Genomic DNA, 17,229 nt, shown 5'->3' with positions numbered 1-17,229 from the left:
CCCCATTCTCTATTCTCTCAATCCTTACTTCACACCCGTATAAACGAAAGCCTTAATAATCTGTTTTTGTGCAAAAAAGAAGACAATTAGGATTGGGACAACTAAAATCATGTTCCCTGCCATTAATATGTTCCAAGAAACTCCGCCCTCTACTTTCATGATTTTAGCTATCCCAATGGGTAAGGTTCGGGCTTCATCCGATGTGGTCATGACCAGGGGCCAAAAATAATCATTCCAGTGAGCAATAAAGCTAAATAGTCCGAAAGTGATGAGCGTAGGCATAGCCATAGGAACCATGATTTTATAAATGATCTTCCATTCATTCGCTTGATCTAATCTTGCAGCTTCAAGCAGTTCTTCCGGTACCTGCATAAAAGCTTGCCGCAGCAGAAAGATACCAAAGGCACTGGTGGCAAAAGGAAGAATTAAAGCGAATAGCGTATTAATTAATTTCCAAGAGCTCAATTGCAAAAAGACCGGCAAAAAAATCAATTGGGCGGGGATCATTAATGCGACCATGGTCAAAGAAAAGAAAAGTTTATCCCCTTTAAATCGATATCTGGCAAAGGCATACGCTGCAGGTATAATCGTTAATAATTGCAGGATGAGGATACCGATAGAAACTATGACACTATTCATAATGAAGTGCAAAAAAGGGCCGGAGTTCCAAGCTTGAGCAAAGTTTTCCCACATCCATTCTTTCGGCAGCCATTTAGGCGGAAAGGTGATAGTCTCTGGCAACGTCTTAACGGAAGTGGAGATCATCCATAAAAAAGGAACAGCAAAAACGGCAATCATAAGGATGATCCCAATGAGGTTTACCCCTTTTAACACCTTGTGGGTGAAGGTCATCGTCTTCACACCTTTCTACTTATCGATAATGTACTTTTTTCGCTACGAGTCTAAAGTAAATGACAGTCAAAATAGAAATCACAACTAAAAGAATAACCCCTGCAGCCGATGCATAACCGATTTTAAAGAAACGAAAACCATTTTCATAAATAAAATAAACGAGGGTATTCGTTGAATTGATCGGTCCACCCTTGGTCATGATATCAATGGTTTCAAATACCTGGAAGGAATTGATCATATTGATAATGATTAAGAAAAAGAGCGTTGGCGAAAGCATAGGCAATGTAAGTTTATAAAACGTAGTAAACCGTTTGGATTGATCAAGCTCAGCCGCCTCATAAATATCCTTAGGAATGCTCTGCAGACCCGCAATAAAAACCAAAGCGTTAAACCCTACCCCTTTCCAGACGGCTACCAGGACTAGTGATAAAAGGGCAGTGTTGGGGTGAGAGATCCATTCCAACCCAGGCAGACCGAAGAATCCTAACACCCAATTTAACAAGCCGTAACTTGGCTCCATGAGCCACAGCCACAGCATCGCGACGGAGACCAGCGAAATAATATGGGGGCTAAATATGGCAGCTTGTACAAACCCGTATAAGGCACCGGGCCGATTTAGGCGAATGGCTAGCATTAAAGAAAGCGTAATACTGAATAATACCGTTAAAATGGTATAGATAAATGAATTTTTGAGAACTTCCAGAAACCCTTGATCTTGGAATAATTGGATATAGTTTTGAAATCCGACGAACTGTTTCGTCGGACTTACAAAATTCCACTCAAACAAGCTTAAGTAAATCATGTAAAAGATAGGATATATAAAAAACATCATAAAAACGATCATGGCAGGAGTAATCATCATATAGGGACGCATCCGTGTCCAGAAAGACATTAGAAAACTCCCCCTGCAACCAGTTCACGCTCTATCTTTTCCTTCCCTACCTCTATTACTACTCGCTCTCCCTTTTCATCAAAAAAATATAAATCGGAATAAGGAATAAATACTTGTACCTGCTGAGAGAGTTCAATGGGTCGTAAAAAGCTTTTGACATAAAATTGGCCTGCTCGAGATTGAATCTGATAGATTGTTTCTGATCCCAAGGTTTCTCTCGTCAGGATTTCCCCTGAAATTAAAAGCCCTTCTGTTTTCTTCCCTTGAACCATTACCGCTCTTTCAGGCCTAAAACCAACAAAGGCAATGTCTGGGTGGGTTATTTTTAGTCCGTCTAGGTCATTACGTTCTACTATATTCATCGCAGGTGTACCTATAAACTGAGCAGAAAACAAATTCGCTGGGTTATGGTACACATGAAGGGGGGTATCCATCTGTTGGACTACTCCGCGGTCCATGATGATAATTTCATCTCCCATGGACATAGCTTCCACCTGATCATGCGTCACATAGACAAAGGTGGTACCCAATCGCTTGTGGAGCTGGATCAATTCTGTTCTCATTTGGTTTCTTAGCTTGGCATCAAGATTGGATAAAGGCTCATCCATTAAAAATACTTTCGGGCTTTTTACCATGGCGCGAGCCAACGCTACTCTTTGCCTCTGACCCCCGGAAAGCATCTGGGGCTTTTTATTCAAATAGGGAGTTAAACCGACGATTTCTGAAATATCATTTACAAGCTTGGCTCTTTCTTCTCTCGGCACTTTTCGGTTTTTCAAACCGAATTCAATGTTTTCCTTCACAGTCATTGTCGGATAAAGCGCATAGTTTTGAAAAACCATGGCTATATCCCTTTTTCCTGGGAGAACATGATTCATGCATTGATCACCAATCCATATCTCGCCACTGGTTTGTGTCTCAAGACCAGCAATCATTCGTAAAGTGGTTGATTTACCACATCCTGAAGGGCCGACCAAGACGGTAAAAGAACCGTCTTTAATCGTTAAGTTTAGGTTTTTGACAGCAGCTTCACCGTTTTCATATTTTTTTTCGATATTTTTCAATACGATCTCGGCCATTTTCTATCACGTCCTTTTCTTATTTGACAGCACGAGCAGGGACGGATACGGTATAAACCTGATCGAAGGAACGGCCCTTGCATTCCACGGTATGGTTAAAATAAGGCATTGGGTTATATACTTTCGGTGCATGCTGCAATAGCTCAGAATTTTCTACTTCTATTAGATGAATCTTAATCTCGTCTTGTTTAAGCTCTACCATGCGGAAACAAGGATGATCGAGACACGCGGCGGTTTGCACAAAATGCCATTGGTTCTCATTTACGATGGAATGAACATGATTATGCCCATTAAAGTAAAGGCCTGCACCAGTCTTTTTTCCAAGAATGCTCCTCATGTCAATCGAGGGGTGGATCGATAGCTTATCCATATGGGATCTTGCCGTGGTATCATATACGGGATGATGGGCGAAGATGAGCAAAGGCTTATCCTCAGATTCTTGAACTTGCTGTTCTAGCCAGCTTAATTGTTCGGCATCTATTGTTCCGCCCCAATCTTTCCAATCCATTTCCCTAGTCGTATCTAGAAAAACAAGATGAGCCTCTTCGGTCTTCACTGCATGATAGCGTTTTTGGCCCGTTATGGAGAAAACATTGGTTTTAGGCTGTAAATATACATCATGATTGCCTAATACATGATAAAAAGAACGTTCACTGTTGTTAATATGGCGAAATACATACTCTAGTTCTTCAGTGTGCCCTTGGTTCGTCAAGTCACCCAAGGAGATATGATAATCCGCTTCGATGTTCAGGAACTCACCAAGGAAGCCGGCAAAAAACTTTTCACGAGCGTCCAATACTTCTTCACCTACCTGTTGAAGGTATGGATAATGCAAGTCACCCATTAATAATATTTTCATCGATACTCTCTCCTCTCCTAGATCCCTGTAAAACAGGGTGTGAATTATCTATCTATTTGTGTATCACTATACAGAATAATCATTAATTTACTTCCATATTTTTGTAGAGGTTAAATAAACTTTATTTAAGTTTCGTTAAATAACGATGAAGAACATTAACAGAACTATATACTATTCCACTTTCACCTTTACTTCAGCTACTGCATTATATCCATAACCCTTACGGTTCCAAAATGGTTGTACCGGTTGAACTCTACCCTGGGTATCCTGTGCCCTTGATTGAATAACATATTCCCCTTTTTTATTCACTTCCCACGTATATGACCAAAGGGTCCAGGCATAAGGCTGAGCGGAACTATAAACCAACTCCGCTGCATCCCAGCTCCTCCCACCATCTACGCTAACTTCTACTTTTTGAATGCTTCCTAAACCGGTCCAAGCTAACCCCTTGATTTCGCGGATTCCTTCATCAAGCACTTGGAGAGGGAGCGGTTGTTGAATAATGGAGTTTACATTTGTTACTGTCACAGGTATTTTCCCGGTATCCCTCTGCGGATCGGGATAATACTGATAATCGATTATTTGAAAAGGACCTTGGTATTCATGATCAATCACCATGATGCGCTTTAGCCATTTGACCGAAGCCATAGCATACCATTGGGGAACAATTAAACGGTAAGGATAGCCATGAATATAGGGAATCGGCTTTCCATTCAATTCATAGGCAATGATCGTATCAGGATGTAACGCTTTGCTTAATGGAAGGCTTCGGCCATAGAAAAAGGTGCCATCCATATCTTTTTGTTTTCCAAAATCATATCCTTCAAATACGACTTCTTTTGCGGATGCATGAAGGCCGGTTTGGGTTAAGAGATAGGCTAAGGGTACGCCCTTCCATGTCCCTTGACTGACTGCACCTTTCTCCCATTGTTCACCATAAACTTGGGGCCTGAAAAGCGATCTTTGGTTTCCTGCACACTCTAACGATACCGTTATGGTTTTCGATGGCATTCTAATCAAATCTTGATAAGAAAACATCTTAGGCTGTTGGACATGCCCTAAGATCGGAAGGAAATAGCTACTCTCGGATAATCTGGGATATCCAAAATGGTTCCGCCGATAAAAAAGAGACTCTTCGGTCTGCCATTCCTGTAAGAATTCGATCGGAGTCTCCTGGTTTTCAGGATATAAGCTCCTCGTGATCAAATATGGTCTCATGAGCCCCTCCCCTTTTCTCTAAGTCACTTGTATTAAATATATTGGGAGGAGGTTGGCCAGATGATCAGTAATCTTTTTGTGATGAGAGGAGATTTGAGATTGTCGATTAACATATACCTGAAGTCATTATGAGATCGGTAGCTAAGAAAACGTTAACATTCTTAAAAATGACAAATAGCAGGAGAAATTCCTGCTATTTGGGCTTTTCAATGCTATTTTTAAAGATGCTTCAAACTGTCGATATACTAATACCTGATCATTTTAAATCTAGGTGATAACAGGAGAATCATCCTTCATGACCAGTTTCACTCACCAGACTCACCGACCAATGAGGGGAGCCTGACCTATCAAACCAAGCTCTATTTCGCGATTCTCTCTTTGCCACCCATATATGGACGAAGCACTTCCGGTATTAATACACTTCCGTCTTCCTGTTGGTAATTTTCTAAGATAGCAGCAACAGTTCGGCCAACGGCTAAACCGGATCCATTTAATGTATGGACAAACTCCGGCTTTCCTTTCGCTTCGCGGCGGAAACGGATATTAGCGCGGCGGGCTTGAAAGTCTTCGCAATTACTGCAAGATGAAATTTCCCGATACGTATTATAGCTTGGCAACCATACTTCTAAATCATAGGTCTTTGCGGACGAAAAGCCCATATCCCCCGTGCACAAGCTAAGCAGGCGATATGGAAGTCCTAGCAGTTGTAGGACTTTCTCAGCATTGGCAGTCATTTTTTCTAGCTCTTCATAGGAATCCTCCGGTCTAGAGAATTTCAAAAGCTCCACTTTATTAAACTGATGCTGGCGAATTAATCCTCTTGTATCTCTTCCTGCCGATCCCGCTTCTGAACGGAAACAAGCACTATAAGCGGTATAATAGATTGGCAATTGTTCATTGGCTAAAATCTCTTCCCGGTGATAATTGGTCACTGGAACTTCCGCAGTAGGAATTAGAAAATAGTCTGTGCCTTGCACCTTAAATGCATCATCTTCAAATTTCGGAAGCTGTCCAGTTCCAGTCATACTAGCCCGATTAACCATTTGTGGTGGCATCATTTCAACATATCCATGCTGATCCACATGCAGGTCTAGCATAAATTGAATTAATGCCCTTTCCAAACGGGAACCTAACCCTTTATAGAAAACAAAGCGGCTACCGGTTACTTTCGCTGCTGCTTCAAAATCAAGGATACCTAGTTCAGAAGCGATATCCCAGTGGGCTTTCGGCTCAAACAAAAACTCCTTCGGTTCTCCCCAATGACGGACAGGAACATTATCCTCTTCGGAAGCTCCAACAGGTACACTCTCGTGCGGGATATTCGGTATCGTAAGTAATATTTGATCTAATTCTTCTTCCACGTTGCGAATCTCTTCATCAAACTCTTTAATCTTATCGCCAACACCTTTCATTTCCGTGATCAGGTCATCAGCATTTTCCTTATTCCGCTTCTTTTTGGCGATTTCTTCAGATACTGTATTTCTTTTGTTCTTTAAAGCCTCACTTTCTACAAGCAGCGATCTTCTCTTCTCATCCAATTCCGTAAATTGATTTAATCCCGGAAAATCTCCTCCTCGATTGGCTAAAGCAAGTTTCACTCCTTCTAAATCCGCTCGAAGACGTTTAATATCTAACATAATTCATCCTCCTATCTAAAAAATAAAAAATAAAAAATAAAAAAATCCCGTCCCTAAAATTTAGGGACGAGATTTAACCCGCGTTGCCACCCTAGTTGGCTAGTCGAAATAGCCCACTCTTTACTTGCCATTTGCTCAGGGATGGATTCATCATTCAACTTGTCGGTTTGCACCACCCACCGACTCTCTGCAGAAGTTTACCTGATTACTATTCCCATCATTGCTCACGTATTTACTTATGGAATAAATGTACTATATTTTTACAGTACCTGCAAATTATTGTACAGTGGCTGGATTTCCTTGATATTTCTCAACTAACTCTAAGAAATAACGGTGGATCCGCTCATCATCTGTTAACTCTGGGTGGAAAGAGTTTACCATCAAATGACCTTGCTGTGCTGCTACTACCTGGCCATTGTGAACGGACAAAACTTCAACGTCTTGACCCACTTCAAGAATGAGGGGAGCACGAATAAAAACGGCACGGAAGTCCTCCGCTACTCCTTTAACCTCTAAGTCCACCTCAAAGCTTTCCCGCTGACGGCCAAAGGCATTACGCTGTACTTTTATATCCATATAGCCTAAGTGATTCCAATCCTGTCCCTCTATTTCCCCAGCTAGAATAATCATTCCGGCACAGGTTCCAAATAAAGGTTTCTTTTGCATATGGAATTGCTTTAGCGCAACATCAAAACCGTATTGCTTAATTAATTTCCCGATGGTCGTACTCTCGCCGCCAGGAATAATCAAGCCATCAATGTCATCCAGTTGCGATACTTTTTTAACGGCTACCGCTTCAGCGCCGGCCTTCTCCAACAGGCGCATATGTTCAGCAACAGCCCCTTGAAGAGCTAAAACTCCTACTTTTCTCATACTTACCAACCGCGTTCAGCCATACGCTCGTTTTTCAACAACGTGGAAATTTCGATTCCTTTCATGGCTGTTCCTAGATTCTTAGAAAGTTGCCCAATCAAAGCATAATCTTCATAATGAGTGGTTGCTTCTACGATTGCTTTCGCAAAACGCTCAGGATTATCGGACTTAAAGATCCCAGAACCAACGAATACACCATCAGATCCTAAATGCATCATCAAAGCCGCATCAGCTGGAGTTGCTACTCCACCTGCAGCAAAGTTAACGACTGGAAGCTTTCCGTTCTTATGGATGTACTCCAACAATTCATAAGGAGCTCCTAAGTTTTTCGCTTCTGCCATTAATTCATCGTAAGACATGCTTTGAACCTTACGGATTTGGCTTTGCATGGTGCGTTGGTGACGAACCGCTTCAACAATATTACCTGTTCCTGGCTCACCTTTTGTACGGATCATGGATGCCCCTTCTCCGATGCGGCGAAGAGCTTCTCCTAAGTCACGCGCTCCACAAACGAATGGTACTGTGAAGTCCTTTTTATTTAAGTGGAATACTTCATCCGCAGGAGTCAGTACTTCACTCTCATCAATGTAGTCTACTCCAAGAGCTTCTAATACCTTAGCTTCCACAAAATGTCCAATACGGGCTTTTGCCATTACTGGAATAGAAACAGCAGCCATTACTTCTTCTACAATAGTTGGATCAGCCATACGGGCTACTCCGCCTGCTGCACGAATGTCAGCTGGAACTCTTTCCAATGCCATAACCGCAACAGCACCTGCTGCTTCAGCAATTTTCGCTTGTTCAGCATTGATAACGTCCATAATGACGCCACCCTTTTGCATTTCAGCCATACCGCGTTTGACTAGAGAAGTACCGGTTTCGATCATAATTATCCCCCTACCATATATCCATTAGAATTATTTATCAAATTAATCATTTACTTATTTTACATAATGCGAGTCAAAATGACAACATTCCCCATAGAGATACTAGAACATCCCAGTAATGCTGTCGAAAAGACCTGCTACAAAGCTTTTAATTGCCCGGAAGAATAAACGGATCCAACCAGCCTCTTCCACTTCTTCCTTAGCAACTAAAGGAACCATATTCTGTTCCTTGTCTACAGGGCGCAAATATTCGTTTAGATCTTCACCAGAATACTCAACGCTAACTTTTCCTATAGATTGCCCTTTTTCTACAGGGGCTATTACTTCTTGTGTCGTAACAACCGGTTTATAATTCTTCTCATCATCGATTCGGACAGGAACAATAAGATCCCGTTCAGGAACGGCTACTGCTTCTAATTCTTTCCCTTTTTTTACTTCAACGGTTTCAAAGCCTTCGATCTCTTTATCTTTGTTGACAATGGCTTGCATCTTAAAGTTATTAAACCCGTGAGTCATTAGCTTTTTGGTTTCGGCAAAACGCTTGGCTTCCGTTTCAGCCCCCATGACTACAGTAATAATTCTCATGCCGTTTCGTTCTGCTGTTCCGGTAAAGCAATATTTTGCCGCATTGGTATGACCGGTCTTCAAACCGTCTACCCCTTCAAACCCATAAACCAAGCTCGGAAGCATAAAGTTCCAGTTATCCATTCGAACCTTTTGCGGAGAGTCTTCTCCTCTAAAGAACTTGCGTGGGATCGATGAAATCTGTAAGGCTTCCGGATGCTTGGTGATAATTTCCCGAGCAAGAATCGCCGAGTCTTTGGCGGTCATCAGATTGTCGCCTTCCACACTTGGGGCATACTGTCCCAACTCACTTGCAGGAAATCCCGAGCTGGTAACGAAGTGAGAGTTTTCCATGCCAAGCTCGGCAGCCTTTTGATTCATCAAGCTAACAAAATTCTCTTCTGTTCCGGAAATATGCTCCGCTAACATTACAGTTGCATCATTAGCTGAGTAAATCGCCATCGCTTCATACAATTCTCTAACCGTTCTTATTTCTCCTAACCCCAAGTAAACGCGTGACCCGCCATATGTCCCCATCCAATGTCCATACTCAGACGTTGTCACCTTATCATCCCAAGAAATCTTCCCGCTTTTAATGGCTTCTAGGGTAAGAAGCTCTGTCATCATTTTCGTCATACTGGCAGGAGGCAGAGCCTCATTTTCATTCATCTTGTACAGGACACGACCCGTACTGGCTTCCACCATGATCGCTGATTTCACTTCTAGATTAATTCCAACCGGAGCGGCCTCCGTTTGATTCCCGAAAGGCAAAACAAGCGTAAATAATAAGGCTAACGTCAAAATTGATGCTAATTGTCTTTTGATAGTTCTGTATTTCAACCTTTTCTCCCTCCTTATGTAGTACAAACCAATATCCATTGTACCACAGGAGAAGTTAAGATTTTAAGAAAAAATAAAAGCCGAGGGTTTCCCCGGCTTAAGACCTTTCCTACATCGAATAATTCGGTGCTTCTTTTGTAATCTGTACATCATGAGGATGACTTTCAATAAGTCCTGCGCCTGTTATGCGGACAAACTTGCCGTTTTCATGCAACTCATGCAAGTTTTTTGTTCCGCAATATCCCATTCCTGCACGAAGGCCTCCCACCAGCTGGAAAATGATATCAGCAACCGGACCCTTATAAGCTACTCGCCCTTCAATGCCTTCCGGTACCAGCTTCTTTTCATTTTCTTGGAAGTATCGATCCTTGCTTCCTTCCTTCATGGCTCCTAAAGAACCCATGCCTCGATAAACCTTAAAGCGTCTTCCTTGATAAATTTCGGACTCTCCTGGGCTTTCCTCACAGCCTGCAAACAAGCTGCCCAGCATCACCGCACTAGCACCTGCTCCAATGGCTTTTGCAATATCCCCAGAGTACTTAATTCCGCCGTCAGCGATAATCGGAATGCCATTTTTTCTAGCCACCGTGGCGCAGTCATACACGGCAGTAATTTGAGGGACCCCTATTCCCGCTACTACACGGGTTGTACAGATAGATCCTGGTCCAATTCCCACTTTTATTACAGAAGCCCCGGCATCAATGAGATCTTGAGTTGCTTCACCTGTTGCTACGTTACCAGCTACAATGGTCAAGTCTGGATACATTCCTCTAAGTTCACGGACACTATCCAATACCCCTTTGGAGTGGCCATGAGCCGTATCCACCACTAAGCAGTCAGCTCCCGCTGCTATCAATGCTTCCGCTCGTTCAAATAAGTCTTTAGACACGCCAACCGCTGCCCCAACCAACAAACGACCTTGTTTATCCTTAGCTGCATTAGGGAATTGAATAGCCTTCTCGATATCCTTAATGGTAATAAGCCCTTTAAGGATGTTGGTATCATCGACTAGAGGCAACTTTTCAATCTTGTGCTTCTGTAAGATGCTTTCCGCTTCTTTTAACGTGGTTCCCACTGGCGCCGTTACGAGGTTTTCTCTCGTCATGACTTCGGAAATGGAAATCGAGTAGTCATGGACAAAACGAAGATCTCGATTGGTTAGAATTCCTACTAAGTGATTCCCTTCGTCCACAATCGGTACTCCTGAAATCCGATATTTCGCCATAATTTCTTCCGCTCGATACACTTGCTCTTCTGGTCTTAGGGAAAAAGGATTGGATATTACTCCACTTTCCGAGCGTTTCACCCGATCGACTTCTTCAGCTTGTTGGGCTATGCTCATATTTTTATGAATGATCCCTATTCCACCCTGCCTGGCCATGGCTACGGCCATAGCAGATTCTGTTACAGTGTCCATACCAGCACTAATGATTGGCACGTTTAATCGGACATTCTCGCTCAGTTGGATGGCTACATCCACATCACGGGGCAGGATTTCTGATTTGGCAGGTACCAACAACACATCATCAAAGGTTAATCCTTCTTTAGCAAATTTGTTTTCCCACACTTGTTTTCCCTTCCCTTCACCGTATAAAATTTTTCCCTATTTCATCATTGCAAAAGATATTAGACGTAGTGTATCAAAATCCATATTTTACTGTCAAGAATCCCCTTATATTGTTCGTTTTTTAAAGTAAACTATAAGGAAACAAACCTCTTTAGTTCTAACATGCTAACCATTACCGAATATTACAGAAGATTGGTGATGCTTGTGGACTGCATTCATCGCATAGCATGCGAAAATCCAAACGAAAAAATGTGGAGTATGTTCGTTTACTTTGAGAGCGAGCCCCATGTAAAGCGTTTTTTAGAAAAGACCTACCAGGCTAATCAAGGGCAGGATGCATCACGCTTTGCCTTTCAAAATACTCATAAGTTTATTTACTACATCAAGCAAGGAAAAGAATATTACAACGCTGCATCTACCAGCAATATCTTGGTTAAACCATTGCTGATTTACTACGGTATGGTAAGCCTATTAAAAGCTGTCATCATATCCTCAGACCCGGGTTACCCCGCTCATACGCGGGTTTTACAGCACGGTATTACCAGCCGCAAGTTAAAAAAACTTGACTATAGCTTCTCTGAAGATGAAGTCAAAGTCCAAAAAGAAGGATTGTTTCCTATGGTGGCCAGCTATTTGAATTCGGATCACATCGTAGGGCAGAAATTTAAGATCAAAGATCTCCTTTCACTCATCCCAGAATTGAGGGAAAGCTATGAGAAATCTTATGAGGAAACCACTTTGATACCCTTACATATATCAAGGCATATTGATTTCTCATCGCCTGTCACTACTTTTTATCTCCCTGAACATATTTTGGATAAATACCATCTAACTTATGAAAGCTTTATCCATTTTCTGAATCGCCATAATCAAGGACAAGCTCGCTTTGTTCCCCATTCCCTTGAGGCTCCAAAGGGAATCATCCGGATCAGCTGGGAGCACCCGCAGGATATTCACGTTTCGGAGTCCCCTTCAGGCTTTGAAAATCATCTGTTTATCCAGGACTATAAGGGAAATCATCATTTCCTTTTAAGTGATAAGCCCGAATTATTTATTCCAGAGATGTTGTCTCACTACATGCTAATGTATATCTTAGGCATGCTTTGTCGTTATGAAACCGAACTATGGGGAGAAATTATCTTTTCCTTTACATCAGGAGAGATGTTCATCATCAACGAATTCTTAAACATCAGCCAAAGAAAGTTCCCCAATATGATCTTGAACTTATTGTTCAACGAACGGTTTATTTTCGAAACAATGTAAAGATAGCTTAATTGAACCAAAAAAAGAGTATCCCATTTGAATGGGATACTCTTTTTTATTATCCACGATTGATTTAGTGACCAAGATAAGCTTCTTTGACCTTGTCATCATTGAGAAGCTCAGTAGAGGATCCTGCTGTTACAATCTTTCCGGTTTCTAATACATAACCTTTATGGGCGACCTTTAAGGCTTGACGAACGTTTTGTTCAACCAATAGAACCGTAGTTCCAGACTGGTTAATTTCGCGAACAATCCTAAAAATATCGGCAATAATTAATGGTGCAAGACCCATAGAAGGTTCATCCAACAACAAAAGCTTAGGACGCGACATGAGCGCACGAGCTATGGCTAGCATTTGTTGTTGCCCTCCAGATAGGGTTCCCCCTAGCTGATTTTTCCGCTCTCTAAGGATGGGGAATCGATCCATTACCTTTTCCAAGTCATCCTTGATTTCGGCATCATTCCGTTGGAAAGCACCCATTTCCAGGTTTTCCAGAACGGTCATCTTGGATAGTATAGCTCGTCCTTCCGGAACCAAGGCAATTCCTTTACCCACCAATTGATCCGGACGCAAACCTGTGATATCTTCCCCAAGAAATTCAATTTTCCCTTTTTTAGGCTTGAGAAGGCCGGCCACGGTTTTCATGGTTGTGGTTTTTCCAGCCCCATTTGCCCCGATGATCGTTACAACCTCACCGGCGGAAACTTCAATGTCAATGCCCTTCAGAGCTTGAATATTGCCGTAATAGGTTTCCACGCCTGTTAGTTTTAGCATACTTCCTCATCCTCTTCTTTTCCGAGGTAGGCCTCAATAACTTCAGGGTTATTTTGAACCTCCTCCGGCTTTCCTTCTGCAATCTTCTTCCCAAAATTGATTACAGTCAGCCGATCACAGATATTCATTACCAGCTTCATGTCATGCTCTATTAAAACAACGGTAATATCCATGGATTGGATTCGTTTAATTAAGTGAAATAAATCGTCGGTTTCACTTTCATTCATTCCAGCAGCAGGTTCATCTAATAAAATTAACTTTGGATCGGTTGCAAGGGCACGGGCAATTTCTAGCCGGCGCTGCTGACCGTAAGCCAAATTTTCAGCTATGGTATCCTCATAACCCTTAAGTCCAACGACTTCAAGCAGATGGATCGCTTTTTCTCTAGTAGCCTTTTCTTCTTGCCGCTGTGCATTGGTTTTAAAAACACTTCCCCAAACCCCAGACTTGGTTCGGCAATGAGCGCCGACCATTACGTTATCCAATGCGGACAAATGGCTAAATAGCTTGATATTCTGAAAGGTACGGGTAATACCTAGTTCTGCAATTTGATGGGCCTTCCAACTGCTGATCGGCTTTCCCTCGAAGGTAATCGTTCCAGTAGTGGGAGGGAAAATTGCAGTAATCACGTTAAACATCGTGGTTTTCCCTGCTCCATTTGGACCGATGAGTCCAAAAATCTCCCCTTTTTTCACTTCAAAACTTATATCCGTCAGAGCGGCTAGACCGCCAAACATCTTACTGACGTTCTCCAGCTTTAAGCTCATGACGACACCTCCTTTGACTGGCCGCCTGCTTGGTTGGATTTCTTCCGTGATGTAAGAACTCTAAGCATATTCGCATCCAAAATACCTTGAGGTCTGAAGATCATCATAAGAACAAGAATCGTTCCAAAGATCATCATCCGATAATCACTTGCAAATCGCAAAGCTTCAGGAAGAAGGGTCAATAAAGTAGCTCCTAAAATAGGACCCCATATTACTTCGCTTCCGCCTAGAACGGCAAAAATCAGAATATCTACGGCTTTATGGTAATCAAAGTCAACCGGGCTGATAAAGAAAGTGACGTGGGCAAACAATGCTCCTGCCATTCCCGCAAGTATGGCCCCTTGAGCAAATGCTAAAACCTTATAATAGGTAATATTAATCCCCATAGCCTGGGCTGCACTTTCGTCAGCACGAATGGCTTCAAAAGCTCTGCCTACGCGTGACTGGCTTTGTCGATAAATAAATAAAAACACAAGCAATAAAACCAGCAACAATACCAAAATCGTTAATAGAGAGGAGAGTTGGGGAGAAGACAACCCTAACATTTTGGCTTGGATCCCCATACCCTTAAGCAACTTGCTCAAGGTCTGTCCTAACTGAGGAATTCCGTTCAAGCCCAGCGCTCCATTAGTAAATTCTAAGTTGTTGAAAATCACGCGAACCATCTCACCAAAACCTAAGGTACAAATCGCCAAGTAGACGCCGCTTAGACGCAAAGCAGGAATTCCGATCATAACCCCTACGATCCCAGCCATTATCCCCCCTGCAAGAACGCCTAGAGGCATTGGGAGTTGAAGGTTCAGCGTCAATAAGGCGGAAGTGTAGGCACCTATACTCATAAACCCTGCTGCTCCTAAGGATAACTGTCCCGTTGAAAGAGGAAGATACATACTTAGAGCTAGCATACAGTTAATTAAGATAAATGTGAAAATTTGTAGGTAGTAAGGATTCAATAACTGATCAAACATTCAATCACCGCCTAACTGGTTGCCCAGAGCTGAATAGCCCCTGTGGACGAAGCAATAAGATAAGGATAATCATTCCAAAGGCTACCGCATCTCGATAAGCGGAATCACCGTAAGCCACTGCAAATACTTCAGTTACTCCGAGAATTAGACCCCCGGCCATAGCACCTGGTACATTTCCCATTCCGCCTAATATAATAATAGCCAATCCCTTAAGACCCATGGAAATTCCCATAGTTGGAGCAACTGCATTAAAACCCATTCCGACAAGTACGCCAGCTAATCCGCCCAGGGCAGATGCCAACATCACTGTCATGATAACGATTCTCTTTGTATTAACCCCAAGCAAACTAGCGGTTTCCATATTTTCCGCTGCCGCTCTTAAAGCTTTACCGTACTTTGTTTTCCCTAACCAAATCTGTAACATTACCATAACGGCAACAGCAAGCGCGAAAATCAAAATTTGCACTAGGGAAATGCGAACGGAACCTACTTCGAAGGTAATGTTATTGAAGGGGATAGGGAAGGGTTGTGTTTCCGCTCCGAATAGTTTATGAGCCAAATTTTCTAAGATAATCGAAACGCCAATTGTGCTTATCAAGGAAGCAAGATGTGAAACTCCTTTTTTTCCTCGTAACGGTCGAAGCGCAAACCATTCCAACAAAAGTCCTAGAACAATCGTTACAGCAATGGCTGCAATAATGGCCATAATAACCGAACCGTCATAATAAACCACGGTCATCAATCCGACAAAGGCCCCAAACATGAATATTGCTCCATGGGCCATATTAATGATCTCTAACACCCCGAAAATTAACGTATACCCTAGTGCAACTAGGGCATACGTACTTCCAAGGGTCAAGCCATTGATGAGCTGTTGCGTTAACATATGAATGTCTCCTTCTTCATCTCAGCATTTTCCCTTTGCTTTTTAATTTGCTATTCAACTCGCTTGAATTCTCCACCTTCAATATGAAGAACCTTTACATCCATGATTGGATCACGATTTTCGTCAAATTGGAACTTTCCAGTAACCCCTTCAAAGTCCTTTAGCTCTACTAAGGAATCCTTTAAAGCATCACGATCATCCGCAACTCCCGCATTAAGGATGGCGTTTGAGATGATATAAAGGGCATCATAAGCTTGAGCAGCGAATTGGTCCGGACCCTTACCATACTTCTCGGTATATTTCTTCACGAAAGCATCAACCTTTTCAGACCCTGCAGGATACCAAGGAGTTGCAACATAGCTATTGTCTGCTGCTGCTCCAGCTTGCTTAACTAATTGTGGGGAGTTAAATCCGTTTCCACCGACGAATGGAACATTCAATCCCATTTCCCTCGCTTTTGCCAATACCAAACCTGCTTCCTTATACAGGGAAGAGACTAGAACCGCATCTGGTTTTTTGGAAGCTACAGAGGTCAATTGAGCGCTATAATCTGTATCTCCATTAGCGAAAGTTTGCGTATCAACAATTTCCAAGCCCAATTCCTTTACTGTTTTCTCCATTGTTTTGTAACCAGAAACGGAGAAATCATCATTACTAGCATACATTAATGCTACCTTTTTGACACCATGCTTTTCTACTACAGTTTTGATAGATTCTGGAATCGCAATGGATTCAGGGAGCGCATTTCGGAAAACATATTCCCCAATGTCTGTAATTCCTTCAGCTGTTGTAGAGGTTCCCATAATCGGCACACCATTTTGGTTCGCCACAGGACCTGCTGCAAACATCTCACCGCTTAGCGTTGGTCCGATAATTCCTACTACGTTATCATTGTTAATCAATTTATTTACGGCACTAATGGCCTGGTCCTTTTTACCTGCTGAGTCCTCAATGGCTAGCTCTACTTTCAATTTACCTTGATTAGCCTCGTTAATCTCCTCTTGAGCCAGCTTTAATCCGTTCGTAATAGCTTCACCATAGGCTGATCCACTTCCTGTCAGGAAGGACACTACCCCAATTTTAGCTACTAGCTCTCCTTGAGCTTGTTCTCCCCCTTGCGCTTCCTTGTTCGCTTCTGGTTGAGATTCAGCAGGTTGCGTTGATTGACCGCCGCCACATCCTGCTAACATGCTTACCGCTAGTACGGATGAGGCAAAGATAGAAAAAGCCTTTTTCTTAAAAACTTTCATTGTGATCCCCCTCGTATATGTTTTCTAGTAGTTCTTATCTTCAAAAAATTAT

At 42.4% G+C, this 17,229-nt stretch carries 16 protein-coding genes and 1 other annotated feature; of the genes, 1 reads left to right on the top strand and 15 read right to left on the bottom strand.

Annotation, left to right across the window (positions count from 1 at the left end; genetic code table 11):
* Nucleotides 1–24: 24 nt before the first annotated feature.
* The 10 genes from ABLT31_RS26705 to guaB form a co-directional block, all read right to left on the bottom strand.
* On the bottom strand, nucleotides 25–852 hold the full coding sequence (locus tag ABLT31_RS26705) for a carbohydrate ABC transporter permease (RefSeq protein ID WP_367757563.1): 828 nt from the start codon (nucleotides 850–852) through the stop codon (nucleotides 25–27).
* 19 nt (nucleotides 853–871) lie between these two features.
* Nucleotides 872–1,744 carry a carbohydrate ABC transporter permease gene (locus ABLT31_RS26700; protein ID WP_367757561.1) on the bottom strand — a complete coding sequence of 291 codons (873 nt, stop codon included), beginning with the start codon at nucleotides 1,742–1,744 and terminating at the stop codon, nucleotides 872–874.
* A complete protein-coding gene (locus ABLT31_RS26695; RefSeq protein ID WP_367757559.1) occupies nucleotides 1,744–2,823 on the bottom strand; it encodes an ABC transporter ATP-binding protein in 1,080 nt (359 codons plus the stop codon). The genes ABLT31_RS26700 and ABLT31_RS26695 overlap by 1 nt, the downstream gene beginning before the upstream one ends.
* 19 nt (nucleotides 2,824–2,842) lie before the next feature.
* The gene (locus ABLT31_RS26690) at nucleotides 2,843–3,682 is read right to left on the bottom strand and encodes a metallophosphoesterase family protein (protein ID WP_367757557.1); all 840 of its coding nucleotides are present in this window, start codon (nucleotides 3,680–3,682) and stop codon (nucleotides 2,843–2,845) included.
* A 171-nt stretch (nucleotides 3,683–3,853) separates the two neighbouring features.
* Entirely contained in the window at nucleotides 3,854–4,900 is a 1,047-nt protein-coding gene (locus ABLT31_RS26685; protein ID WP_367757555.1) for a sulfite oxidase, read from the bottom strand.
* A 359-nt stretch (nucleotides 4,901–5,259) separates the two neighbouring features.
* Nucleotides 5,260–6,537: a serine--tRNA ligase gene (gene serS, locus ABLT31_RS26680; RefSeq protein WP_367757553.1), complete on the bottom strand. Its 1,278-nt coding sequence runs from the start codon at nucleotides 6,535–6,537 to the stop codon at nucleotides 5,260–5,262.
* A gap of 59 nt (nucleotides 6,538–6,596) precedes the next feature.
* Nucleotides 6,597–6,767, bottom strand: a binding site (T-box leader).
* Between the two features lie 46 nt (nucleotides 6,768–6,813).
* Nucleotides 6,814–7,410, bottom strand: a complete 597-nt coding sequence (gene pdxT / locus ABLT31_RS26670; protein WP_367757549.1) for a pyridoxal 5'-phosphate synthase glutaminase subunit PdxT — start codon at nucleotides 7,408–7,410, stop codon at nucleotides 6,814–6,816.
* A gap of 2 nt (nucleotides 7,411–7,412) precedes the next feature.
* Nucleotides 7,413–8,297: a pyridoxal 5'-phosphate synthase lyase subunit PdxS gene (gene pdxS, locus ABLT31_RS26665; RefSeq protein ID WP_367757547.1), complete on the bottom strand. Its 885-nt coding sequence runs from the start codon at nucleotides 8,295–8,297 to the stop codon at nucleotides 7,413–7,415.
* 102 nt (nucleotides 8,298–8,399) lie between these two features.
* The gene (locus ABLT31_RS26660; protein WP_367757545.1) at nucleotides 8,400–9,701 is read right to left on the bottom strand and encodes a D-alanyl-D-alanine carboxypeptidase family protein; all 1,302 of its coding nucleotides are present in this window, start codon (nucleotides 9,699–9,701) and stop codon (nucleotides 8,400–8,402) included.
* A gap of 109 nt (nucleotides 9,702–9,810) precedes the next feature.
* Entirely contained in the window at nucleotides 9,811–11,268 is a 1,458-nt protein-coding gene (gene guaB, locus ABLT31_RS26655) for an IMP dehydrogenase (protein WP_367757543.1), read from the bottom strand.
* Between the two features lie 162 nt (nucleotides 11,269–11,430).
* Here guaB and ABLT31_RS26650 point away from each other — a divergent pair, with 162 nt between their 5' ends.
* A complete protein-coding gene (locus tag ABLT31_RS26650; protein WP_367757541.1) occupies nucleotides 11,431–12,531 on the top strand; it encodes a YaaC family protein in 1,101 nt (366 codons plus the stop codon).
* Nucleotides 12,532–12,604: 73 nt separating this feature from the next.
* On the opposite strand, the gene ABLT31_RS26645 is transcribed toward ABLT31_RS26650, so the two are convergent.
* The 5 genes from ABLT31_RS26645 to ABLT31_RS26625 are packed head-to-tail and all read right to left on the bottom strand — an operon-like array spanning nucleotide 12,605 to nucleotide 17,177.
* On the bottom strand, nucleotides 12,605–13,306 hold the full coding sequence (locus ABLT31_RS26645) for an ABC transporter ATP-binding protein (RefSeq protein WP_367757539.1): 702 nt from the start codon (nucleotides 13,304–13,306) through the stop codon (nucleotides 12,605–12,607).
* Complete coding sequence (locus tag ABLT31_RS26640; RefSeq protein WP_367757537.1) at nucleotides 13,300–14,073, bottom strand: ABC transporter ATP-binding protein; 774 nt, start codon at nucleotides 14,071–14,073, stop codon at nucleotides 13,300–13,302. Before ABLT31_RS26640 ends, ABLT31_RS26645 begins: the two co-directional genes overlap by 7 nt.
* Nucleotides 14,070–15,041 (bottom strand): branched-chain amino acid ABC transporter permease, encoded by a 972-nt coding sequence (locus tag ABLT31_RS26635; protein ID WP_367757534.1) that lies wholly within the window; start codon nucleotides 15,039–15,041, stop codon nucleotides 14,070–14,072. The genes ABLT31_RS26640 and ABLT31_RS26635 overlap by 4 nt, the downstream gene beginning before the upstream one ends.
* A gap of 4 nt (nucleotides 15,042–15,045) precedes the next feature.
* Entirely contained in the window at nucleotides 15,046–15,927 is an 882-nt protein-coding gene (locus ABLT31_RS26630) for a branched-chain amino acid ABC transporter permease (RefSeq protein WP_367757532.1), read from the bottom strand.
* Between the two features lie 50 nt (nucleotides 15,928–15,977).
* The gene (locus ABLT31_RS26625) at nucleotides 15,978–17,177 is read right to left on the bottom strand and encodes an ABC transporter substrate-binding protein (protein WP_367757530.1); all 1,200 of its coding nucleotides are present in this window, start codon (nucleotides 17,175–17,177) and stop codon (nucleotides 15,978–15,980) included.
* Nucleotides 17,178–17,229 lie beyond the last annotated feature (52 nt).

The organism is Ammoniphilus soli, assembly GCF_040813775.1.
The sequence above is the reverse complement of the archived record's forward strand: the minus strand, read 5'-3'. Positions and strand labels throughout refer to the sequence as shown.